General features: G+C 68.0%; 21 protein-coding genes. 12 read left to right on the top strand and 9 right to left on the bottom strand.

Going from position 1 to position 20,930, the window contains the following annotated elements; translation table 11 throughout:
- Positions 1-74: 74 nt before the first annotated feature.
- The 11 genes from ASE61_RS09755 to ASE61_RS09705 are packed head-to-tail and all read left to right on the top strand — an operon-like array spanning position 75 to position 11,397.
- A complete protein-coding gene (locus ASE61_RS09755) occupies positions 75-1,607 on the top strand; it encodes an ABC transporter substrate-binding protein (protein WP_061966705.1) in 1,533 nt (510 codons plus the stop codon).
- The gene (locus ASE61_RS09750) at positions 1,604-2,560 is read left to right on the top strand and encodes an ABC transporter permease (protein WP_061966704.1); all 957 of its coding nucleotides are present in this window, start codon (positions 1,604-1,606) and stop codon (positions 2,558-2,560) included. Before ASE61_RS09755 ends, ASE61_RS09750 begins: the two co-directional genes overlap by 4 nt.
- A complete protein-coding gene (locus tag ASE61_RS09745) occupies positions 2,557-3,375 on the top strand; it encodes an ABC transporter permease (protein ID WP_061966703.1) in 819 nt (272 codons plus the stop codon). Before ASE61_RS09750 ends, ASE61_RS09745 begins: the two co-directional genes overlap by 4 nt.
- A 33-nt stretch (positions 3,376-3,408) precedes the next feature.
- Positions 3,409-4,233 (top strand): creatininase family protein, encoded by an 825-nt coding sequence (locus ASE61_RS09740; protein WP_061966702.1) that lies wholly within the window; start codon positions 3,409-3,411, stop codon positions 4,231-4,233.
- Positions 4,234-4,287: 54 nt separating this feature from the next.
- Positions 4,288-5,343: an extracellular solute-binding protein gene (locus ASE61_RS09735; RefSeq protein WP_061966701.1), complete on the top strand. Its 1,056-nt coding sequence runs from the start codon at positions 4,288-4,290 to the stop codon at positions 5,341-5,343.
- A 10-nt stretch (positions 5,344-5,353) separates the two neighbouring features.
- Positions 5,354-6,403 (top strand): ABC transporter ATP-binding protein, encoded by a 1,050-nt coding sequence (locus ASE61_RS09730; protein WP_061966700.1) that lies wholly within the window; start codon positions 5,354-5,356, stop codon positions 6,401-6,403.
- Positions 6,400-7,242, top strand: a complete 843-nt coding sequence (locus ASE61_RS09725) for an ABC transporter permease (RefSeq protein WP_061966699.1) — start codon at positions 6,400-6,402, stop codon at positions 7,240-7,242. The genes ASE61_RS09730 and ASE61_RS09725 overlap by 4 nt, the downstream gene beginning before the upstream one ends.
- Entirely contained in the window at positions 7,239-8,027 is a 789-nt protein-coding gene (locus ASE61_RS09720) for an ABC transporter permease (RefSeq protein ID WP_061966698.1), read from the top strand. The genes ASE61_RS09725 and ASE61_RS09720 overlap by 4 nt, the downstream gene beginning before the upstream one ends.
- Before the next feature lie 9 nt (positions 8,028-8,036).
- Positions 8,037-8,717, top strand: coding sequence for an RraA family protein (locus tag ASE61_RS09715; protein ID WP_061966697.1), 681 nt, complete (start codon positions 8,037-8,039; stop codon positions 8,715-8,717).
- 11 nt (positions 8,718-8,728) lie between these two features.
- Positions 8,729-10,405 (top strand): cephalosporin acylase I, encoded by a 1,677-nt coding sequence (locus ASE61_RS09710; protein WP_061966696.1) that lies wholly within the window; start codon positions 8,729-8,731, stop codon positions 10,403-10,405.
- A 26-nt stretch (positions 10,406-10,431) separates the two neighbouring features.
- Positions 10,432-11,397 carry a 2-hydroxyacid dehydrogenase gene (locus ASE61_RS09705; RefSeq protein WP_061966695.1) on the top strand — a complete coding sequence of 322 codons (966 nt, stop codon included), beginning with the start codon at positions 10,432-10,434 and terminating at the stop codon, positions 11,395-11,397.
- A gap of 21 nt (positions 11,398-11,418) precedes the next feature.
- On the opposite strand, the gene ASE61_RS09700 is transcribed toward ASE61_RS09705, so the two are convergent.
- From ASE61_RS09700 to pobA, 6 genes are all read right to left on the bottom strand, one after another.
- Positions 11,419-12,135: an ABC transporter ATP-binding protein gene (locus tag ASE61_RS09700; RefSeq protein WP_061966694.1), complete on the bottom strand. Its 717-nt coding sequence runs from the start codon at positions 12,133-12,135 to the stop codon at positions 11,419-11,421.
- Positions 12,122-12,880: an ABC transporter ATP-binding protein gene (locus ASE61_RS09695; protein ID WP_061966693.1), complete on the bottom strand. Its 759-nt coding sequence runs from the start codon at positions 12,878-12,880 to the stop codon at positions 12,122-12,124. Before ASE61_RS09695 ends, ASE61_RS09700 begins: the two co-directional genes overlap by 14 nt.
- Entirely contained in the window at positions 12,877-13,878 is a 1,002-nt protein-coding gene (locus ASE61_RS09690; protein WP_061966692.1) for a branched-chain amino acid ABC transporter permease, read from the bottom strand. The genes ASE61_RS09695 and ASE61_RS09690 overlap by 4 nt, the downstream gene beginning before the upstream one ends.
- Before the next feature lies 1 nt (position 13,879).
- Positions 13,880-14,743, bottom strand: a complete 864-nt coding sequence (locus ASE61_RS09685) for a branched-chain amino acid ABC transporter permease (RefSeq protein ID WP_061966691.1) — start codon at positions 14,741-14,743, stop codon at positions 13,880-13,882.
- A 72-nt stretch (positions 14,744-14,815) separates the two neighbouring features.
- Entirely contained in the window at positions 14,816-16,009 is a 1,194-nt protein-coding gene (locus tag ASE61_RS09680) for an ABC transporter substrate-binding protein (protein WP_061966690.1), read from the bottom strand.
- Between the two features lie 122 nt (positions 16,010-16,131).
- Positions 16,132-17,304 (bottom strand): 4-hydroxybenzoate 3-monooxygenase, encoded by a 1,173-nt coding sequence (gene pobA / locus ASE61_RS09675; RefSeq protein ID WP_061966689.1) that lies wholly within the window; start codon positions 17,302-17,304, stop codon positions 16,132-16,134.
- 131 nt (positions 17,305-17,435) lie between these two features.
- On the opposite strand from pobA, the gene ASE61_RS09670 reads away from it, so the two are divergent.
- Positions 17,436-18,311: a helix-turn-helix domain-containing protein gene (locus ASE61_RS09670; RefSeq protein WP_061966688.1), complete on the top strand. Its 876-nt coding sequence runs from the start codon at positions 17,436-17,438 to the stop codon at positions 18,309-18,311.
- Positions 18,312-18,317: 6 nt separating this feature from the next.
- Here ASE61_RS09670 and pcaD read toward each other — a convergent pair whose 3' ends face one another.
- The 3 genes from pcaD to ASE61_RS09655 all read right to left on the bottom strand — a co-directional run.
- Positions 18,318-19,499, bottom strand: coding sequence for a 3-oxoadipate enol-lactonase (gene pcaD, locus ASE61_RS27150; protein ID WP_061966687.1), 1,182 nt, complete (start codon positions 19,497-19,499; stop codon positions 18,318-18,320).
- Positions 19,500-19,509: 10 nt separating this feature from the next.
- Complete coding sequence (locus tag ASE61_RS09660; protein ID WP_200959622.1) at positions 19,510-20,607, bottom strand: lyase family protein; 1,098 nt, start codon at positions 20,605-20,607, stop codon at positions 19,510-19,512.
- Between the two features lie 38 nt (positions 20,608-20,645).
- Positions 20,646-20,930: CoA-transferase (locus tag ASE61_RS09655; RefSeq protein ID WP_320409867.1), on the bottom strand; the 285-nt coding region annotated here is incomplete at its 5' end.

Below are 20,930 nucleotides of genomic sequence, written 5' to 3'. Positions count from 1 at the left end.
CCTTCCCGCCATCGACGGGAACCGACAGGGCTTAAGCCCGCGGACAGCCGGACCCAGCAGCAGAGGATCAGCCCATGACCATCTCTCGCCGTTCCGTCCTTGGTGCCGGTCTTGCCGGCCCGCTGCTGGCCTCGCCTTTCCTGATCCGCCCCGCGAGCGCACAGCGCGCCGCCGGCATCATCCGCTACGGCCTGTCGGCCTTTCCGCCGAACCTCCAGCCCTGGGTCTCGACGGGGGCGTCGGCCGGCACCGTCAAGATGCTGATCAACCGCAGCCTCGTCTCCTACGATTCCAAGGGTGAGCTGCGCGGCGAACTCGCCGAGTCCTGGTCGCGCGATCCCGAGGGCGCCTGGGTCTTCAAGCTGCGCAAGGGCTGCGTCTTCCACAATGGCGAGCCGGTCACCGCCGATGACGTGAAATGGTCGATCGAGCAGATCGCCGGCGAAAAATCGACCGCTTATATGCGCACGCAATTCCAGCTGATCGAGAAGGTCGAGATTCCCGATCCGCAGACGGTCCGCTTGGTCACCAAGGGGCCGCAGGCGACGCTGCCGAGCTGGTTCGCCAACTACAACACCTTCGTCATCTGGCGGAAATCGAGCCCGAACGAGCCGATCGGCGCAGGTCCCTTCCGCCTCGTCGGGCAGGAGCGCGGCACCTCGGTGGAGCTCGCGGCCTTCGACAAGTTCTACAGGCCGGGCATCCCGAAGGCGAAGGGCATCAAGTTCATCGTCTATGCCGACGAGAACCTGCGCAACGCCGCGCTGATCTCGGGCGATGTCGACATGATCGAATACGTGCCCTGGCAGTCGATGGCGACGGTCGAAGCCGACCCGCGCCTCAAGCTCGACAACCAGGAGGGGCCGTTCATGGACGTGCTCTTCAACGGCACGAAACCTCCGTTCAACGATCCGCGCGTGCGCCGGGCCGTTGCGCATGCGGTGAAGCGCGAGGACATCGTCAAGGTCGCCTTCTTCGGACGCGGCAAGCCGCTCGAAGGCGTGCCGATCGTCGAGGGCACGCCCTGGTACGACAAGGAGCTGGCGCATGGCTGGAACTACGATCCGGCCCGGGCCAAGGCGCTGCTGGCGGAAGCCGGCCATGCCAACGGCTTCCAGACGACGCTGCTCGCCACTGCCCAGTTCGGCATGCACAAGGACACCGCCGAGATCGTCCAGCAATATCTCGCGGCGATCGGCATCCAGGCGGAGCTGCAATTGCCGGACTGGTCGACGCGGGTGAGCCGCGGCTCGCGCGGCCAGTACGACATGGCGATCCACGGGGTGTCCTCGGACAACAACGACCCGGACGGATTGACCGTGGTGCTCGACACCTCGCTCTCGCCGACGCATGGCCGCTCCTTCAAGGTCGATGCGCCGCGCACCATCGCCGCACTCGCCAAGGGCCGGGCCGAGTTCGACCAGGACAAGCGCGTCGAGATCTACAAGGAGATGCAGCGCGCCGCGCTCGAGGAGGTGCCGCTCGTCGGCCTCGCCTGGCGCCAGCAGGGCTATGGCATGGACAAGGGCATCCAAGGCTTCACCAACCTGCCCGGCGCGCTCTCGACATCCTCCGGCAATCAGCTCGAGGAGACCTATTTCGGATGAGCGCGGCCTGGCTCGGACGGCGGCTGGCTCTGACCCTGGCGATGGCCTGGGTCGTGGCGACGATCGTGTTCCTGGCGCTGCATATGGTGCCCGGAGACCCGGCCGAGCTGCTCCTGTCGACATCGGGCGCCATGCCTGATCCGGCGACCGTGCAGGAATTGCGCGAGAAGCTCGGGCTCGATCAGCCGCTCCTGGTCCAGTACGGCCATTTCCTGGCGGGGCTGGCGCGCGGCGATCTCGGCACGTCACTGATCGACGATTATCCCGTGATCCAGGAGATCGCGCTCAGGCTGCCGCGCACGCTGGAGCTGATCCTGACGGGAACCCTGATCGCACTCGTGATCGGCGTGCCATCGGGCGTCTATGCCGCGGTCCATCGGGGCGGCGCCTTCGACCGCGTCGCCTCCTGGATCACCGCGCTGTTGCTGGCGGTGCCGGTCTTCGTCGTCGGCACCCTGCTGGTGCTGCTGCTGGCACAGACGCTGCGATTGATGCCGGCGGGCGGCTTCGTTCCGCTCACGCAGGACCCGGCCCAGCACTTCAAGCTCCTGACGCTGCCGGCGGTGGCGATCGCCAAGGGGCTGGCGGCCGTGCTGTTCCGGATGACGCGCGCCGCGACGCTCGACGCGCTCGCCCATGATTATGTCAGGACCGCGCAGGCCAAGGGGCTTTCGCCGCGACGGGTCCTCGTCGTGCATGTGCTGCGCAATGCGCTGAACCCGGTCGTCACCGTGCTGGGTCTCCAGATGGGAACCTTGCTCGGCGGGACCGTTCTGGTCGAATACGTCTTCAACTGGCCGGGCCTGTCGACGCCGCTGCTGCGCGCCGTCGAGGGGCGCGACTATCCGATGGTGGTCGGCATCATCCTGACGATCTCGGTGCTGTTCCTGCTGATCAATCTCCTCGTCGAACTGCTGCACGCGGCGATCGACCCACGGGTGCAGCACGCATGAGGCGGCGCAGGTTCACACGGCTTCTGGTGCCCGGCGGCGTGGTCGCCGTGATCCTGCTGATGGCTCTGACGGCACCGCTTCTGCCGCTGCCCGATCCCGTCAAGCAGGACGTGGCGCAGCGCCTGGCCGGGCCGATGGCGGGGTCCTGGCTCGGGCGCGACGAGTTCGGCCGCGACGTGCTCTCGCGACTGGTCTGGGGCGCACGCACCAGCTTGTCCGTCGCCTTCGTCTCGGCGCTGTTTGCCGGACTCGTCGGCATCACGCTCGGGCTGATCGGCGGCTGGGCGCGGAGCTGGGGCGCTTTTCTCACGGTGCGCAGCGTCGAGATCATCATGTGCTTCCCGCCGGTGCTGCTGGCGCTGCTGGTGGTGACGCTGCTCGGCCCTGGCGCCGGAACGCTGATCCTCGTGCTCTCGGTGCTCTATTTGCCCGGTTTTGCGCGGGTGACCTATGCCGAGGTGATCGCGGTGAAGGGACGCGACTATGTCGAGGCGACGCGGGCGCTCGGCGCCACGCAGTCGCATCTGCTGTTCCGCACCGTGCTGCCCAATATCGCGGGGCCGCTGCTGGTGCAGTTCTCGCTGGCGGTCGCCGCCGCCGTGGTGATCGAGAGCGGGCTGTCCTTCCTGGGGCTGGGCGTCGTGCCGCCGGCACCGTCCTGGGGGCTGATGATCCGCGGGGCGCGCTCGACCATGGAGCAGGCGCCGCTGCTGCTGCTCTGGCCCTGTGCCGTGCTGACCCTGACGATCCTCGCCATGAACCTGCTCTGCGACGCGCTGCGCGACATCCTCGACCCGCGCACCAGCGAGCGCTGACGAACCAAGTATTTCCCAAGGAAGGACCACGCCATGGCTACCAAGACAGATCCTCTCGTCCATATGGGCACCATCACGGGCGGGGAGGCGCGCGAGCTGCTCCAGTCCAACCCGGTGATCCTGCTGCCGATGGGCAGCCACGAGGACCAGGGTCCGCATGCGCCGATGGGCGACTACCTGCTGGCCGAAAAGATCGCCGAGCTTGCCGCGCTGCAGGCGAGCAAGGCCGGCACGCGCACGCTGGTCGCGCCGGTGCTGCCCTATGGCGGGGCGGACTGGTTTGGCCCGATGATCGGCGGCATCGCCATCTCGCAGAGCACGCTGACGGCCGTGATCGCCGAGATGGTCGACTCGCTGCATCGCAACGGCCTGACCCGGATCATCGTGATCAACGGCCATGGCGGCAATGTCGGCCCGATCTCCGAGGTCGCGCGCGAGCTCTACCAGCGCGAGCGCATCGTGCTGCCGAGCCTCTATCTCTGGCGCATCGCCTACGGCATGCTGCCGGGCATCGTCGGCGCCGAGACGTCGGCGAAGGTCTCCGGCCATGGCGCCGACCCGCTGACCAGCCTCGGCCTGCACCTCTTCCCCGAGTTGATCCGCAAGGACCTCATCCCGGCCGGCAAGCCGATGAAGCGCGATCCCATCCTCGACCTGCCCTTCACGGGCCTGGGCACCGCGAGCTTCGACGGCGCCGAAGTGGGGGTGCCGCACGAATACGACGAGGTCTATCATGACGGCGTCGGCAAGGGCGATCCGACGCTCTGCTCGGCCGAGACGGGGGCGAAGCTGGCGGAGAAGCTGAGCGATGTCGTCGCGCGCTTCGTGGCTCATTTCGCCGCCAAGATTCCGGCCTGAGCTGACAGCTCGCTAACCAGCCGCCCGAGGCGGCGTCACAGCAGGAGTTATCCCATGCTCACCCGCCGCCTCGTCATCCAGTCCGGCCTCGCCACGATCGCGATGCCGGCCGCTCTCCGGGCGCAGACACTCTCGGGGCAGATCACGCTGATGTCCTATGCGGGCATCTTCCAGGACAACTACACCAAGGCGGTGATCGAGCCGTTCCAGCAGGCGCATCCGGGCGTGAAGGTGAACTTCGTGCCCGGCGGCTCCTCGGCCCAGATGGTCGGCAGCGTGCGTGCGCAGAAGGCCGATCCGCAGACCGACGTGGTGATCATGGACGTCACCACCTCCAGCATCGGCAATCTCGAGGGGTTGTTCGAGAAGCTCAATCCCTCCGAATTCCCGGTGCTGAACGAGCTCCTGCCGGAGGCACGCGCGGCCGGCGGTGAATTCGGCCCGGCGGTGACCTTCGACCATCTCGTGATCGTCCAGGACGCGGCGCTCAGCCCCCAGATCGCCAAGCTCGCCGATCTCTGGCGCCCGGATCTCAAGGGTCATATCGCGCTCGCCGCGCCGCCGAACATCCAGGGCCTGGCGCTGACGGCAATGACCGAGAAGATGGAGGGCGGCGACTATCGCAAGTCGATCGACGCCGCGATGAAGAAGCTGAAGGAGCTCGCTCCCGGCGTGAAGACCTTTGACCCCAACCCGGACGGCTATTCGCTGATCCTGAACGGCGTGGCGAAGGTCGCGACCGGCTGGAACGCGCGGGCCCAGCTCTATTCCGACCAGACCGGCGGCAAGATCAATGCGCTGCTGCCACCCGAGGGCTCGGTCTTCCAGGTTAACACGATCAACCTGACGGCCGGCTCGAAGAACCGCGCTGCAGCGGCGGCTTTCGTCGCGCATGCGCTGTCGCAGGGCCCGCAGAAGGCATTCACCGAGCGGATGTTCTATGCGCCGACCAATGCCAAGGCCGATATCGACGCCAAGGCACTGGCACGCACTGCTGCTTCGCCAGAGAACCGCGCCCGTATGATCCCGGTCGATTGGAACGAGGTCCTGAAGGTGCGCGACCAGTGGAACAACCGCTGGCGGCGCGAGGTCATCGCGGCGGCACGCTGAGCGGCAGGCGATGAGCTATCTCGAACTCGCCGGGCTGCAGAAGCGCTACGGCAACGCGGTCGCGGTCGACGACGTTTCACTCTCGGTGGAGCAGGGCGAATCCGTCGCGCTGCTCGGCTCCTCAGGCTGCGGCAAGACCACGACCTTGCGCATGCTCGCCGGGTTGATCGAACCGAACCGCGGCACGATGACGCTCGACGGCAGCGAGATCACCAGGCTGCCGGCCCATAAGCGCAATATGGGTTATGTCTTCCAGTCCTATGCGCTGTTCCCGCATCTCTCGGTCGGCCGCAACATCGCCTTCGGCCTGGAAGAGCGTGGCGCCTCGCGCTCCGAAATCGAGAAGCGCGTCCAGGAAGGGCTGGCGCTGGTCCGGCTCAGCGGCCTGGAGCAGCGCCGCCCGAAAGAGCTCTCGGGCGGCCAGCAGCAGCGCGTCGCGCTCGCTCGCGCGCTGGTCATCCAGCCCTCCGTGCTGTTGCTCGACGAATCCCTGTCCAATCTCGACGCCAAGCTGCGCGATGCGATGCGCCACGAGATCCGCTCGATCCAGCGCACGCTCGGCATCACCACGCTCTTCGTCACGCATGACCAGGTCGAGGCGCTGACGATGTGCGACCGGATCGCCGTGATGCATCGCGGCCGCATCGCCCAGATCGGCAATGCCGAAGATATCTACGACCGCCCGGCGACCCGTTTCGTGGCCGAGTTCGTCGGGCGCGCCAATGTCCTGCCGCTGGCGCGCGATGCGCAGGGCCGCGCGACCGTCTGGGAACAGCCCGTGCCGGTCGAGCCCGCAGAGAATGCGGATCTCTTCGTCCGGCCGCAGCGCATGCGCATCGTGCCGATTTCCGAGCCGGCCAGCGGCGATGCGGCGCGACTGACAGGCCGCGTGCTGCGCAGCGTCTTCGTCGGCGACCATGTCGAGGTGCTGGTCGAGGATGCAGGCGGGCAGCTTACGGTCGAGATGCCGTCGGGCTCGGCCGCGCCGACCGAGGGCAGCGAGGTCGCGATCGTCTGGCCGCGGGCGGAAAGCCGTGTCTTCGCGCGCGAGGCGTCATGACCGTCTCGCGCCGCCTGCCGCTGCTGCTGATCCCGGCGACGCTGTTCCTGCTCGTCATCTATGTCTGGCCGTCGCTCGGTCTGTTCCGCAACGCCTTCAACGAGGTCGGGCCGACCGGCGCGATGGTCGAGGCCTGGTCGCTGGAGACCGCGCGCGCCACCTTCCATGACAGCTTCACCTTCGAACTGACGCTGAACTCGCTCTGGCTCTCGTCGGTCTCGACGCTGATCGCCTTGTGCCTGGCCTATCCCGTCTCGCTCTTCCTGTTCCGCACCGATTCCCGCTTCCGTGGCCTGCTCGCGGTTGTCGCGATCATGCCCATGCTGGTTTCCGGCGTGGTGCGCGTCTTCGGCTGGCTCGCCATCCTCGGCGATCGCGGGCTGGTCAACACGACGCTGCAATCGCTCGGCCTGATCTCGACGCCGCTGAAGCTCGTCTTCAACTGGACCGGCGTCACCATCGGCCTCGCCGAGAGCATCATGCCCTATATGATCCTGGCGCTGCTCGCCGGCTTCGGCCGGCTCGACCGCACGCTGGAGGAGGCGGCGCGCTCGCTGGGCGCCTCGCCGTTCCGGACCTTCCGGCGCGTTACCCTGCCGCTCAGCCTGCCGGCGATCGCGCTCGCGGCGGGTTTGGGCTTCGTGCTCTCGATGTCGGCCTATATCACGCCCAAGCTCTTGGGCGGTGGGCGCGTCTTCGTGCTGGCAACCGAGATCTTCGAGCAGGCCACGACCAACACCAACTGGCCGGTCGCGGCGGTGCTCGCGATCTACACGCTCGTCCTGCTGCTCGCCCTGCTCGTGGTCTCCAACCTGGTGGCGCGGAGGCTGCAGCGATGACCGGGGCGGGGCGCGTTCTCTCCAGCTTCGCGGCGCTGGTCTATGTGATGATCCTGGCGCCGATCGCCGTCGTGGTCATGCTGGCCTTCTCGGCTGACAATTTCATCCTATTCCCGCCCTCGGGCTATTCGCTGCGCTGGTTCAACCAGCTCGCCAGCAACGGGCCGCTGCTGACGGCGCTCTGGCTCAGCGTGCGGATCGCGGCGGTGGTGACGCTGCTGTCGCTGGCGGTTGGTGTGCCCGCTGCGCTCGCGCTGGCGAAAGGCCAGTTCCCGGGCAAGGCGGCGCTGACCGGCTTCTTCCTGGCGCCGCTGCTGCTGCCCACGCTCATCACCGGCCTCGCATTGCTGCTGTTCTTCTCGCCGCTGAAGCTGACGGCGACGCTGCCCGGCCTCGTTCTCGGCCATATGACGGTGACTGTGCCCTTCGTGATCCGGATGATGGCGACGGCGCTCGCGAACCTGCCCGACGATATCGAGGCCGCCGCGGCCACGCTCGGCGCCACGCCCTGGCGTGTGGTGCGGCGGGTGACGCTGCCTTTGGCGACGCCCGGCCTGATCGCCTGCGCCTGCCTGTCCTTCCTGCTCTCCTTCGACGAGACGGTTATCTCGCTCTTCATCGCCGGCCCGCGCGCCTCGACCCTGCCGGTCGAGATGGTGCGCTATGTCGAGGGCCGCACCGATCCGCTCATCGCGGCCTTGTCCGTGGTGCTCATCGTCGCGACGCTCGCCGTCGTTCTCGTGGTCGAACGCCTCGTCGGCGTTGCCCGTGCCGTAGGGAAATAGGAGACGCCCATGCCTGATTATCGCATCGAAGCCATGCCCGAGCAGCTGCCGGCGGCGCTGGTCGAGAAGCTGCAGAAGGTCGAGACTGCGACCATCGGCCATTCCCAGCACTGGGGCTTCATGGATCGCGGCATCCAGCCGCTGCTGCGCGGCAAGCGCATCGCCGCGGCGGCCGTGACGCTGGCGATCCCCGGCCAGGATTCGACCCTGCTGCACCACACGCTTGGTCTGCTGCGCCCGGGCGACATCCTCGTCGTCGACCGTCTCGGCGACGACAAGCACGCCTGCTGGGGCGGCGGCGTCACCGTCGCGGCGAAGGCGGCCGGCGCGGTCGGCGGCATCGTCGACGGCCCCTGCACCGATCTTGCCGAGATTGAGGATTCCGACTTCCCGATGTGGTGTCGCGGCATGTCGCCGATCACCACGCGGCTTTACAATCTCGGTGGCACGCTGAACCTGCCGATCTCCTGCGGCAATGTCCCGGTCAAGGCCGGCGATGTCATCCTCGCCGACGAATCCGGCGTGCTGGTGCTGCCGCGCGCCGAGGCCGAGGCGCTTGCCGACGCCGCCATCGCCCGGCAGGAGCGCGGCGAGCGCAGCCAGGGCCGGGTGAAGGCGGGCGAGAAGCTCGGCGACATCTCCGGCGCGACCAAGATGGTGCTCGACGCCATCGCTGCGGCAAAGGGCTGAAGAGGCCGATCATGAACGCTCCCGTCCCCGTCCCGCGCGTCGCCGATTTCACCTGCGAGAAGAAGCCGGCGAGCGGCTCGCGCGGCATGGTCGTCACCAATCATCCGCTCGCTTCGGCGGCCGGCGCGCAGATCCTGCTCGCCGGCGGCAACGCCATCGATGCGGCCGTCGCCTCGCTCTTCGCGCTGACGGTGGCCGAGCCGATGATGGTCGGCATCCTCGGCGGGGGGCTGAGCCATATCCGCCTCGCCGACGGGCGCCATGTCGTGATCGACAATCTCTCGACTGCGCCGGGCAAGGCGACGGCCGACATGTATGACTGCCTGTCCGATGAGATCGGCAAGCAGCGCGACACGCGCGAGCGCGAGAACGTGGTCGGGGCCAAGGCGGTTGCGGTTCCCGGTGCGCTCAAGGGCTGGTGCGAGGCGCTCGCGCGCTTCGGCACGCTGACGCTGGCCGATGTTCTCCAGCCCGCGATCGGACTGGCGGAGCGCGGCTTCGTCGTCACGCCCTATCTCTCGAACTGCATCACCGACAATGCGGCTGACCTCGCCCGCGATCCCGGCCTTGCCGCGATGCTGCTGCCGGGTGGGCAGCCGCTCCAGCCGGGCATGCGCCTCGTCCAATCCGACTATGCGGCAAGCCTGAAGCTGATCGCGGCGGAGGGGCCGGAGGCGCTCTATGGCGGGAAGCTCGGACGGGCGCTGACCGACTACATGGCGAAAAATGGCGGGCTGATCGATCAGGCCGATCTCGCCAATTACAGCATCGAACTGCGCGAGCCGATCCGGGGCTCCTATCGCGGCTATGAGATCATCGGCCCGCCGCCGCCCTCGTCCTCGGGCGTGCATATCACGCAGATGCTGAATATCCTCGAAGGCTACGATATCGGCTCGCTCGGCTTCGGTTCGACGGACGCCGTGCACCTGCTTGCCGAGGCCCTGAAGATCGCCTTTGCCGACCGCGCCGTGGCGACCGCGGATCCGGCCTTCGTCAAGGTCCCGGTCGCGAGACTGATCGACAAGGCCTATGCCGACGAGCGCCGCGCGCTGATCGAGATGGGGCAGGCCAAGAGCTGGACGGCAGGGCTCTCCGGCGGCGAATCCGCCGACACCACCCATGTCACCGTCGCCGATGCCATGGGCAATGTCGTCAGCGCGACGCAGACGATCAACGGGCTGTTCGGCGCCTGCGTGCAGATCCCCGGCACCGGCATGATCGCCAACAACTACATGTACAACTTCGACCCGCATCCCGGCCGCGCGCTCTCGATTGCGCCGGGCAAGCGGGTCTTCACCTCGATGGCGCCGATGATGGCGTTGAAGGACGGCCGGATCGCCTTTGCGCTCGGCCTGCCCGGGGCGCTGCGCATCTTCCCCTCGGCCCTGCAGGCGATCGTCAACCTGATCGACCACCGCATGAGCCTGCAGGAGGCGGTCGAGGCGCCGCGCGTCTGGACTGAGGGCGGCGTGCTCGAACTCGAGGAAGCGATCCCCGAGGCCGTGGCGCAGGCGCTGATCGCGCGGGGCCACAAGGTGGTGCGCTCGCCGCGGGTCGCCGGCGGCATGAACGCCATCGCCTTCAACCCGGACGGCACCTTGACCGGCGCCGCCTGCTGGCGCGCCGACGGCACGCCCGTCGCCATCTCCGGCGGGCTCGCCCGCGCCGGCGCCCGCTTCACCATCTGACCCGATCTTTTCGACTGGACCATCCCATGCCCGAGACCATCTGCCTCCTCGACATGACCACGCCCGAGCGGGCCGACCGCCTGCGCGAATTCCTGCCTGAAGGCTTCGTGCTGACCCACGGCACGGCCCGCGGCGACGAGCATATGAAGGAGATCATTGCCGAGGCCGATTATGCGATCTCCGGCCAGGTCGGCGTCTCCGGCGGGGTGCTGCGCGCGGCGAAGAAGCTGAAGCTCCTGCATAAATGGGGCGTCGGCTACGACAACATCGACATCGCGACGGCCAAGGAGCTCGGCATCAAGGTCGCCCGCACGACCGGGTCCAATGCGGTCGCCGTCTCCGAATTCGCGCTCGGCCTGACGATCTCGACGCTCCGCCTGATCGCCTATGGCAATGCCGAGCTGAAGAAGGGCAACTGGCGCACCGGCCAATTGCCGTCCGACACCTATACGCTCTCGGGCAAGACGGTCGGCGTCGTCGGTTTTGGCGCGATCGGCAAGAATTTCGCTAAGCTTCTGAAAGGCTTCGGCTGTACCATCCTCTACAGCAAGCGCACGCCGCTCGATGCCGCCGAGGAAGCGGCGCTCGGCGTCAAGCATGCCTCGATGGAGGAGATCCTGACGCAGGCCGACGTCGTCTCGCTGCATTGCCCGCTGACACCGGAAACCAAGGACCTGATCGACCTCGCGGCGCTCAGGAAGATGAAGAAGACGGCGGTGCTGATCAATTGCGCGCGTGGCGGCGTCGTCAACGAGGCGGACCTCGTCACGGCGCTCCGGGCGAAGGAGATCGCGGGGGCGGCGATGGATGTCTACGAGATCGAGCCCCTGCCGGCGGACAGCCAGCTGCTGACCCTCGACAATCTCGTGACGACGCCGCATCTCGCCGCCATGGCCTCCGATAATTTCGCGCCGGTGGTGAAGCGCATGTTCGCCAACATGCAGCATGTCTCGCGCGGCGAGCCGGTGCCGCCGCTCGATCTCGTGGTGTGAGGTCACGCCGGCGTCGGCGGCTCAGTGCAGCCCGCCGACGCCGATATAGCGTTCGAGCACGTCGGCATCCGCCCGCAGCGCGTCGGGCTTGCCCGACCAGACGATCCGGCCGCGTTCGAGGATGATGACGTCATCGGCGAAGGCGAGTGCGCTTTCCAATCGCTGCTCGACGAAGAGGATGGTCATCGCGCCGCTGGCGGCGAGGCGGCCGAAAGCCTCCATCAGAATGTCGCAGATCACCGGAGCCAATCCCTCCAGCGGCTCGTCGAGCAGCAGGACGGAGGGCTGGCCGAGGATGGTGCGCGCCGTTGCCAGCATCTGCTGCTCGCCGCCGGATAGCTGCGAGCCAAGATTGCGACGGCGCTCCCCGAGGCGCGGAAAGAGCGCATAGGCCTCTTCGATTGCCGTGCGCGGGCGGCCCTTCAACCCGGCAAAGAGATTCTCCTCCACTGTCAGGCCCTTGAAGATCTCGCGGGTCTGCGGAACGAGGCCGATGCCGCCATGGGCACGGGCCGCCGTGCCGAGCGCGGTGACATCCTGCCCACCGAGGCTGATGCTGCCGGCATAGCGGCGGGTCAGCCCCATCAGGCTCGCCATCAGCGTGGTCTTGCCCATGCCGTTGCGGCCGAGGATCGAGAGGCGTCCGCCCGCCGGCACCGCGAAGGAGACATCCTCCAGCACATGGGTCTGGCCGTAGCCGGCGCTGAGGTTGCGGACGTCGAGCTCAGCCGCCGGCATGGGCATAGCTCCCGAGATAGGCTTCGCGGACCTTGGGGTCCCTGGCGACCTCGGCCGGCAGGCCCTGGAAGATGAGCTCGCCTGCGGCCAGCACCACGACCCGCCTGGCGAAGCGGAAGACGAGGTCCATGTCGTGCTCGATCATCAGAACGGCCAGCGAGGCCGGCAGCCTTGCGAGCGCTTCCTCGATGCGCGGCGTGTCGCTGGACGGCACGCCGGCGGCGGGCTCGTCGAGCAAGAGCACCTTGGGGCGCTGCGCCAGGGCGATCGCAATCTCCAGCAGGCGCTGCTGGCCATAGGCGATCGTCGCGACCTTGCGGCGGGCGACCTCGGTCAGGCCCAACGTGGCGAGGATTTCGGCTGCCTCATCGCGCACTTCGGAATCGCCGTGGAAGCGGGCGAGGATGCGCGTCGCGCGGCCGAGCCGCTGCAGGATGGTCATGACGACATGCTCTTCCGGCGTCATGTCCGGGAAGAGGCGCGTGACCTGGAACGTACGGACGAGGCCGCGGCGCACCCGCTTCACGGCGCCCAGGCTCGTGATGTCCTCGCCAGCGAGATGGACTTGGCCCGCGCTCGGCGGGATGCGGCCGGTGGCGAGATTGACGAAGGTGGTCTTGCCGGCGCCGTTCGGGCCGATCAGGGCGAGGCGCTCGCCCTCGTTCATCGCCAGCGAGATGTCGCTGTTGACCTTGAGCCCGCCGAACGCCTTGGAGAGACCAGAAACTTCGAAGACCGTGCTCATCGGCCGGCCCTCCAGCGGTCGCGCGTCAGCAGGCGGGCAATTTCGTCCAATGTCCCGGAAAGTCCGCGCGGGGCGAAGAGCACGATCGCGATCAGCACGGCGCCGACCAGCGTCATCCAGTGGAAGGGGTTGATCGCGGCGACGATGTGCTCAAGCGCCATGAAGATCACCGTGCCGATCAGCGCGCCATAGAGATGGCCGATGCCGCCGAGCACCAGCATGACCAGCGCATTGGCTGAAATCTCGAAGCTGACGCTGTCGAGCCCGACGACCTGCGTCGCGATGGCCGCGAGTGCCCCGCCCATGCCGGCGACAGTGCCGGAGATGACGAACATCTTGAGCAGGACCGGGAAGGCATAGATGCCGAGCGCGCTGATCCTGAGCGGGTCTTCCTTGAGGCCGCGGCAGACCATGCCGAAGGGCGAGCGCGTGACGAAGCGCAGCACAGCGAAGACGATGAGGAGCAGGCCGAGCCCGAAGAGATAGGCGCTGCGGCCCCAGAGATCGAACTCGAAGAGGCCGAAGAGCGGAGCGGGGCTCATGCCGGAGAGGCCGTCGCTGCCGCCGGTGATCGAAGAGGCCTTGTTGGCGGCCTCGTGCAGGAGCTGGACGATGGCGATCGAGAGCACGAGCTGCGGCAGGCCATGGGCGCGCAGCATGATCGCGCCCATCAGGAGCCCCATGACCCCGCCCGCTGCGGCGCCGATCAGGATGAGCAGGACGGGGTCGGTGATGCCATGCACGCAGGCGATGCCGGCGGCATAGGCTCCGGCGCCATAGAGCGCGCCCTGGCCGAGCGAGGCGATGCCGCAATAGCCGACGATCAGGTCGAGCGAGAGCACGAGCAGCGCGACCGAGATGACGCGGGTCAGGAAGGCGAGGTTGTCGGGAAAGAGCCAGTAGCCGGCGAGGCCGACGAGCGCGATCAGGGCGAGGCCGAGAAGGTCGCGACCGAGCGTGCGGCCTGTGGATGCGGGCACTGGCGTTGCGGTCGCCATGCTACTGCGCCCGTCCCATCAGGCCGCGTGGGAAGGCGCAGACCACCAGGATCACCGCGAGATAGAAGAAGAAGTTGCCGAAATCCGGCACGAGGTAGCGCGCGGTGACATCGATGGCGCCGAGCAGCAGGCAGGCCGCCAGCGCGCCGGCAATCGAGCCCGCGCCGCCGACCGAGACGACGACGAGGAAGGTCACCATGTAGCGCAGCGCGTAATAGGGCTCGATCGGCAGGAACTCGGCGCCGACCACGCCGCCGAAGGCCGCAAGCCCGATGGCCAGCGCGAAGCTCGCGGCATAGATGATCTCGGTGCGGATGCCGAGCGCGCGCGCCATCGGCGCATTCTCGACAGCGGCGCGCAGATGGATGCCGAAGCCGGTACGCTCGATCAGGAACCACAGGCCGCCGGCGACCACGAGGCCGCTCGCGATGACGAAAAGCCGGTGGCCGGCGATGCTGCGGAAGCCGAGGTCGACCGAGCGGGCGAGCTCTGCCGGCAGGGGAATGGTCTTCAGCGTCGGGCCGAAGAAATAGTTGGTGATGCCGATGACGCAGAAGGTGATGCCGATCGTCATCAGCACCTGAGAGAGCTCGCTACGATCATAGATGCGGCGATAGAGCAGCCGCTCCAGCGGCACGGCGATAATGACCGTGCCGATCATGGCGAGCACGATCGCGAAGGCATAGCCGAGGCCGAGATCGCGCGCCGCATAGGAGGCGATATAGCCACCGATCATGGCGAAGGCGCCATGGGCGAGGTTCACCACCCGCATCAGGCCCATGGTCAGCGACAGGCCGATGCAGATGATGAACAGCGCCATGCCATAGGCCAGCGCGTCCATGGCGATGCTCAGCGCGGTCTGCATGCTGCGGGCCTCGTCGAACGGGAGCGGAGGGCGGGAGCTCGCATGCTCCCGCCGCGTTTCAGGCTGAGGGTATTACTTCGCCAGGCCGGGGTCCTTCTGCTCCGGCACGCTGGCGATCTCCTTGTTGATCCAGCGGCCCTGCGCATCCTTCGCGACTTCGCGCAGATAGATCGTTTGGGTGATGTGGCGGGTCTCCGGATCGATCTTGACCGGGCCGCGCGGGCTTTCCCAGCCGAGCCCCTTCACCGCCTCGACCGCCTTCTCGGCATCCTGCTTGCCGGCAGTGGTCGCGATCATCTTGGAGATCACGAACATCCCGTCATAGGCGCCGACCGCGGGGAAGGAGAGCAGATCGGGCGCACCGATTGCCTTCTCGGCTGCGGCGACGAAGCGCTTGTTGATCTCCGATTCATGCGAGACCGCATAGTGGAACGAGGTGATCAGGCCGGCTGCCGCTTCGCCCAGGGCCGGCAGGTCCGATTCCTGGGTCAGGTCGCCCGGCGCGAAGAGCTTGACGCCCGCCTTCTTCAGGCCGGTGTCGCTGAAAGCCTTGACGAAGCCGAGCGTCGGCGGGCCCGACGGCAGGAAGGCGAAGACGCCCTCGGCCCCGGCATCGCGAATGCGCTGCATGATCGGGCTGAACTCGGTGGTGTTGAGGGGGATGCGGATCGCTTCCTTGACCTCGCCGCCGGCCGCCTCGATCGCCTTCTTGAAGGCACCCTCGGCATCGACGCCCGGACCGTAATCGCTGACGATCGAGACGAATTTCTTGACGCCGCGCTCCACTGCCGCCTTGCCGAGCGGCGTCGTGGTCTGCCCCAGGGTGAAGGAGGTACGCACGACCAGCGGCGAGGAATTCATGATCGCCGAGGTCGCGGCGTTGAAGATCACCAGCGGGACATTGCCCTGCTTCAGCAGCGGGGTGATCGCCATCGCATCCGGCGTGAAATAGACGCCGCCGAGATACTGCACCTTGTCGCGGACGATCAGCTCCTGCGCCAGCGCGCGGGCCTGCTGCGGATTGGCGGTCGGCAGGTCGCGATAGACCAGCTCGATATCGTGGCCGGCAACATTCTTGCCGTTCTGGGCCAGCCAGGCCTCGGCGCCGGCCTGGAAATTCTTGCCCTGCAGGGCGAAGGGGCCGGAGAACGGCCCGATGATGCCGACCTTGATCGTATCGGCCCAGGCGGAAGCACCGAGCGTGAGCGCTCCGGCCAGCGCCAGCGCTCCGGCCGGCAGCAACCTGTTCAGGAAACCCTTGGTCATTCCATCTCCTCCCGATCCTGCCTGACTCGGCACTGCTTTAGCTCTTCGGGCCGGTCGCCGCCATGGCGCCAAGCCTCTTGTCGTCACCAACGCAATTTTCTGCCGCAAGGGCAAGACGGCCTTCAGTAGGGCAGGCCGACATAGTTCTCGGCGACGGCCGTCGCCGCCGCGCGCGACTGGACGAGATAATCGAACTCGGCCTGCTGGATGCGCTGGTCGAAGCCGTCCCGCTCCGGGAAGCGATGCAGCAGGTTGGTCATCCACCAGGAGAAGCGCTCCGCCTTCCAGACGCGGGCGAGTGCGCGGGCCGAGTAGCCGTCGAGCCCGGCATCCGAGCCGTCGCGATAATGCTCGCGAAAGGCGTCGAAGAGATAGCGGATGTCGCTGGCGGCGAGATTGAGGCCCTTGGCGCCGGTCGGTGGCACGATATGGGCGGCGTCGCCCGCCAGGAAGAGCCGGCCGAAACGCATCGGCTCGGCGACGAAACTGCGCAACGGCGCGATGCTCTTCTCCAACGAGGGGCCGGTTATCACCGCTTCGGCGACCTCGGCCGGCAGGCGGCGGCGCAGTTCGTCGAAGAAGGCGTCGTCGGACCAGTTGCTCACCTTCTCTTCGAGCGGGACCTGCACATAGTAGCGGCTGCGCTCGGCCGAGCGCATCGAGCAAAGCGCGAAGCCGCGTTCGTGATTGGCGTAGACCAGCTCATGAGCAGCCGGAGGTCTGTCGACCAGCAGGCCGAGCCAGCCGAAGGGATAGACGCGCTCGAAGGTTTGCAGGGAGCGCGCCGGGACGGAGGCGCGGGAGACGCCGTGATAGCCGTCGCAGCCGGCGATGAAATCGCAGTGCAGCTCCTGCTGCTCCCCGTTCGCCTGGAAGGTCAGGCGCGGCGCGGCGCCGTCGAAATCATGGAGCGCGACGTTCTCGGCCTCGTAGACAGTGGGGCGGCCGAGCGCCTGACGAGCCTCGATCAGGTCGCGCGTCACTTCGGTCTGGCCGTAGACGGTGACCGTCCTGCCGCCGCTCAGGTCTTTCAGATCCAGCCTATGGAGCGTGCCGCCGAAGGCGAGCGAGAAGCCGTCATGGACCAGGCCCTCCTGATCCAGCCGTGCGCCGACGCCGGCCTCGTGCAGGAGATCGACCATGCCTTGTTCGAGCACGCCGGCGCGGATGCGCGAGAGCACATAGTCGGCGCTGCGCCGTTCGAGGATGACGTTGTCGATGCCGGCGCGCGACAGGAGCTGCCCGAGCAGCAGTCCCGCGGGCCCCGCGCCGATGATGGCGACCTGCGTCCGCATTGTTCTTTTTTCCTCCCGCGAAGCGATCGGCTTGCACCGTTCGATCCGCGTGAAGAGGCTAAGCCCTGACGGGCAGTTGACGGAATGGAGGAAACGCGCAGTGTCTTGGACAAATCGATCCTGAGGTCGGCATGCCCGCGACCATCGTCCCTGCTTATTGGCTCTATGGCGAGCGTCTGGCGGAACGCTTTCCTGACGCGCTCCATATCGAGCCGATCGTGGCGCGCAGCTCGCTCCATGGCTGGACGATCCAGCCGCATCTGCATCACGACCTCTTCCAGTTCTTCCTGGTCACGCAGGGCGGGGGGCGGACGCGCGTGGACGGGCGCGACCATCGGCTTGCGCCGGGCGCGGCCCTCCTGCTGCCACCCTCGACCATCCATGAATTCGCGTTTCTGGAAGATACGGACGGTTTCGTCGCCAGCGCGGCCGCGACCTCGCTGAGGCGGCTGTTCGAGAGCGAGCCGGAGGCGCGTTCGCTGCTCGGGGCGCCGGCCGTGCTGTCGGTGGCTGCGTCAGGCGCGCAGGCGACAATGCTCGAAGCCCTGATGCAGCTTGCCATGCGCGAGTTTGCCGCCAACCTGCCGGCGCGCGAGTTTTCGCTCGGGGCCTATGCCGATCTCATCGCTTCCTGGTTCGTGCGGGCGATGCGCGGCGCGAAGGCCAGTGGCGAGCCGGCCAAGGACCCGCGCGCCGGGCTCGTGCGCCGTTTCGTCGAGCGCGTCGAGAGGCGGTTCCAGCACCATGATTCACTCGACGATCACGCGCGCGAGCTCGGCGTCTCCGTGCCGCATCTGTCGCGTTCCTGCCGGGAGCTGCTCGGCCGTTCCGCCGCGCGGGTCATCCAGGACCGGTTGATGATCGAGGCGCGGCGCGACCTCGTCTATACCGCGATGTCGATCTCGCAGATCTCGTTCCGGCTCGGCTTCACCGATCCCGCCTATTTCTCGCGGTTCTTCGCCAAGCGGGCGGGCGTGTCGCCTTCGGATTACCGAGCGAAGACCTGAGACGACTTACCCTGCAGCCTCGATTTCCTTCATTACCGCGGCGGCCTCGGCGAAGGCGGTGTTGCCGGCGGGGACGCCGGCATAGATCGCCGTCTGCATCAGCACCTCCTTGAGGTCGTCGCGGGTGAAGCCGCCGCGCGTCAGGCCGGCGCGGACATGGAGGCGGAACTCCTCCCAACGGCCAAGGCTCGCGGTGATGGCCAGGACGAGCAGGCGGCGCGTGCGGTCGTCGAGGCCGGGCCGGCTCCAGATCTCCTGCCAGGCGATGCGGGTGATCATCGCCTGGAAATCGGCATTGAACGGCGTGCGGTTGGCGAGCGATCGGTCGACCCAGTCGTCGCCGAGCACGCGGCGGCGGTTCTCGAGGCCGGCTTCGAACAGGGCTTCCGCCGCATCCGCGGTGCCAAGGCCGGGCGAGAGGAAGGCGCGCAGGGCGCCGGCGAGCGCGGCGGGGGCTTCGAGCGGCGCGAGATGTCCGCAATCGAGCCGCTCAAGCGTCGCGCCAGGGATGGCGGCGAGAAGGTTCTCGCCATGGCCGGCGAAGGGCGTGGAAGCATCGCGCTCGCCGACGATCACGAGAGTCGGACAGGTGAGGCTGGGGATACGGCCGATCAGCTCCATGTCGCGAATCGCGGCGCCGGCTCCGGCATAGCCCTCGCCGTTCATGGCGACGAGGTTGCGCCGGACGCTCTCCGTGATGGCCGGCTGGCCGGCGGAGAAGGCGGGTGAGAGGAAGCGCTGCATGGCGAGGTCGGCGATCGCCGCAGTGCCCCCGGTGCGGACCTTGGTGATCCGGTCCTGCCAGGCCGCCTTGTCCATGGTGGCGGAGGTGCAGATCAGCGCCAGCGCCGAGACGCGCTCGGGCCGGGACAGCGCCAGCTCCATCGCGATCATGCCGCCGAGCGAGACGCCGGCGATCGCGGCCTGCGGGATGCCGGCTGTGTCCATGACCGCGGCGACATCGTCGGCCAGAAGGGCGAGGGAATAGTCGCCCCCCGGCGCATCGGAGGCGCCATGGCCTCGCGTGTCGAGCCGCAACACCCGGAAGGCGGTGAGCAGGGCGGGCATCGCCGCATCCCACAAGCCGAGATCGGTGCCGATCGAGTTCAGCAGGACGAGGGCGGGCTTGTCGTCCGTGCCCTCGAGCTTCCAGTAGATGCGGGCGTCATTGCTCGCTGCGAAAGGCATCGTCCGTTCCTCAATCGTCTCGCGCGAGCAGCGCGGCGACCAGGGCCGCGCTCTCGCCGATGTCGCTGCCGAGGCCGGCTGCCGCCAGATTGCGGGCGATGGCGGCCTCGTCGATCTCCAGCCCTTCCGCGACCGCCGCCATGGCATCGGCCGCGCCGGCGGCGAGCAGGAAGAGTTCGGCCAGCGCCGGGCCTTCCGCCTGCCAGCCGCCGAGGCCGCGTTCCTGCTCGGCGGGGAGGCCTGCGAGGATGCCGGCAGCGAGGCCGGGTGCGCGCAGGCTGGCGGAGAGCGCGATCTGGCAGCCGGTCGGGTTGCGCTTATGGGCCATGGCGGATGAGCCGCCGCGGCCGGGGATCGCCGGTTCGCGGGCCTCCCCGATACCGTTCTGGGCGAGAAGCGCGACGTCGCGCGCCATCTTGCCGAGCGCGCCGATCGCAATGGCGAGCGCCGTCGCGATCCCGGCGATGCCCCCGCGGCGCGCGTGCCAGGGCGGTGCATCGGGCAGGTTAAGCGCCGCGGCGAGGCGGGCGGAGACGGCCGCGCTCTTGCCGGCGAGACCGGCACGCGAGCCGGCGGCACCGCCGAATTGCAAGGTCGCCCCTGTTTCCACTTCGCTGCGGAGGCGGTTCGCGGCTTCCGCCACACCGGCCTGCCAATGCGCGATGCGCAGGCCGAAGCCGATCGGCAATGCGTCCTGCAACAGCGTTCGGCCGATGGCGGGGGTTTCGGCATGGCGTCGTGCGTGGGTGGCCAGCGCTGCCGTGATGCGCGTCAGGTCGCGGTCGAGCAGGTCGCTCGCGGCGCGAATCTGGCAGGCCAGAACGGTATCCGCGACATCCTGGCTGGTCGCGCCCTTGTGGAGGACCTTGGCCGCCTCGCCGGTCAGGGCGGCACGCAGGCGCGCGACCAAGGGAATCGCCAGCGTGCCGGCGAGCGCCGCTTCTTCCGCCAGCTCGGCGGGGTCGATCGTGATCGTGGCGCAGAGCGCCGCGATCGTGTCGGCAGCCTCGGTGCCGATCAGACCCTCGGCTGCCTCGGCGCGCGCGAGTTCGGCCTCGAATGCGAGCGCAGAACGCAACGTGGCCGCGTCCGAGAACGCGGCCAGCATGGCTGGGGTCGTCGCCGGCCTGGAGCGAAGGAACCCGCTCACGCGGCCTTTGCGAGGCTTGGCGCGACGGTGAAGGATGCGCCGGTCTTGGCCTTGACCTCGTCGAGCGTGACGCCTGGCGCGAGCTCGACCAGGGTCAGGCCGCCGCCGTTTTCCTTGGCGCAGCTCATCACGCAGAGATCGGTGACGATGAGGTCGACCACGCCCGCACCGGTCAGCGGCAAGGTGCAGCGCTCCAGCACCTTGGATTCGCCCGCCTTGTTGGCGTGCTCCATCACGACGATGACCTTCTTGACGCCGGCGACGAGATCCATCGCGCCGCC

The organism is Allobosea sp. Root670 (assembly GCF_001429415.1).
GTDB lineage: Bacteria > Pseudomonadota > Alphaproteobacteria > Rhizobiales > Beijerinckiaceae > Allobosea > Allobosea robiniae.
Note: the sequence above shows the minus strand (reverse complement) of the source record. Positions and strands in the feature narration are given on the sequence as shown.

Excerpts from the sequence above, each read along its gene's own strand:
- ASE61_RS09755 (WP_061966705.1), top strand. The coding sequence starts at position 75 with ATGACCATCTCTCGCCGTTCCGTCCTTGGTGCCGGTCTTGCCGGCCCG.
- ASE61_RS09750 (WP_061966704.1), top strand. The coding sequence starts at position 1,604 with ATGAGCGCGGCCTGGCTCGGACGGCGGCTGGCTCTGACCCTGGCGATG.
- ASE61_RS09745 (WP_061966703.1), top strand. The coding sequence starts at position 2,557 with ATGAGGCGGCGCAGGTTCACACGGCTTCTGGTGCCCGGCGGCGTGGTC.
- ASE61_RS09740 (WP_061966702.1), top strand. The coding sequence starts at position 3,409 with ATGGCTACCAAGACAGATCCTCTCGTCCATATGGGCACCATCACGGGC.
- ASE61_RS09735 (WP_061966701.1), top strand. The coding sequence starts at position 4,288 with ATGCTCACCCGCCGCCTCGTCATCCAGTCCGGCCTCGCCACGATCGCG.
- ASE61_RS09730 (WP_061966700.1), top strand. The coding sequence starts at position 5,354 with ATGAGCTATCTCGAACTCGCCGGGCTGCAGAAGCGCTACGGCAACGCG.
- ASE61_RS09725 (WP_061966699.1), top strand. The coding sequence starts at position 6,400 with ATGACCGTCTCGCGCCGCCTGCCGCTGCTGCTGATCCCGGCGACGCTG.
- ASE61_RS09720 (WP_061966698.1), top strand. The coding sequence starts at position 7,239 with ATGACCGGGGCGGGGCGCGTTCTCTCCAGCTTCGCGGCGCTGGTCTAT.
- ASE61_RS09715 (WP_061966697.1), top strand. The coding sequence starts at position 8,037 with ATGCCTGATTATCGCATCGAAGCCATGCCCGAGCAGCTGCCGGCGGCG.
- ASE61_RS09710 (WP_061966696.1), top strand. The coding sequence starts at position 8,729 with ATGAACGCTCCCGTCCCCGTCCCGCGCGTCGCCGATTTCACCTGCGAG.
- ASE61_RS09705 (WP_061966695.1), top strand. The coding sequence starts at position 10,432 with ATGCCCGAGACCATCTGCCTCCTCGACATGACCACGCCCGAGCGGGCC.
- ASE61_RS09700 (WP_061966694.1), bottom strand. The coding sequence starts at position 12,135 with ATGCCGGCGGCTGAGCTCGACGTCCGCAACCTCAGCGCCGGCTACGGC.
- ASE61_RS09695 (WP_061966693.1), bottom strand. The coding sequence starts at position 12,880 with ATGAGCACGGTCTTCGAAGTTTCTGGTCTCTCCAAGGCGTTCGGCGGG.
- ASE61_RS09690 (WP_061966692.1), bottom strand. The coding sequence starts at position 13,878 with ATGGCGACCGCAACGCCAGTGCCCGCATCCACAGGCCGCACGCTCGGT.
- ASE61_RS09685 (WP_061966691.1), bottom strand. The coding sequence starts at position 14,743 with ATGCAGACCGCGCTGAGCATCGCCATGGACGCGCTGGCCTATGGCATG.
- ASE61_RS09680 (WP_061966690.1), bottom strand. The coding sequence starts at position 16,009 with ATGACCAAGGGTTTCCTGAACAGGTTGCTGCCGGCCGGAGCGCTGGCG.
- pobA (WP_061966689.1), bottom strand. The coding sequence starts at position 17,304 with ATGCGGACGCAGGTCGCCATCATCGGCGCGGGGCCCGCGGGACTGCTG.
- ASE61_RS09670 (WP_061966688.1), top strand. The coding sequence starts at position 17,436 with ATGCCCGCGACCATCGTCCCTGCTTATTGGCTCTATGGCGAGCGTCTG.
- pcaD (WP_061966687.1), bottom strand. The coding sequence starts at position 19,499 with ATGCCTTTCGCAGCGAGCAATGACGCCCGCATCTACTGGAAGCTCGAG.
- ASE61_RS09660 (WP_200959622.1), bottom strand. The coding sequence starts at position 20,607 with ATGCTGGCCGCGTTCTCGGACGCGGCCACGTTGCGTTCTGCGCTCGCA.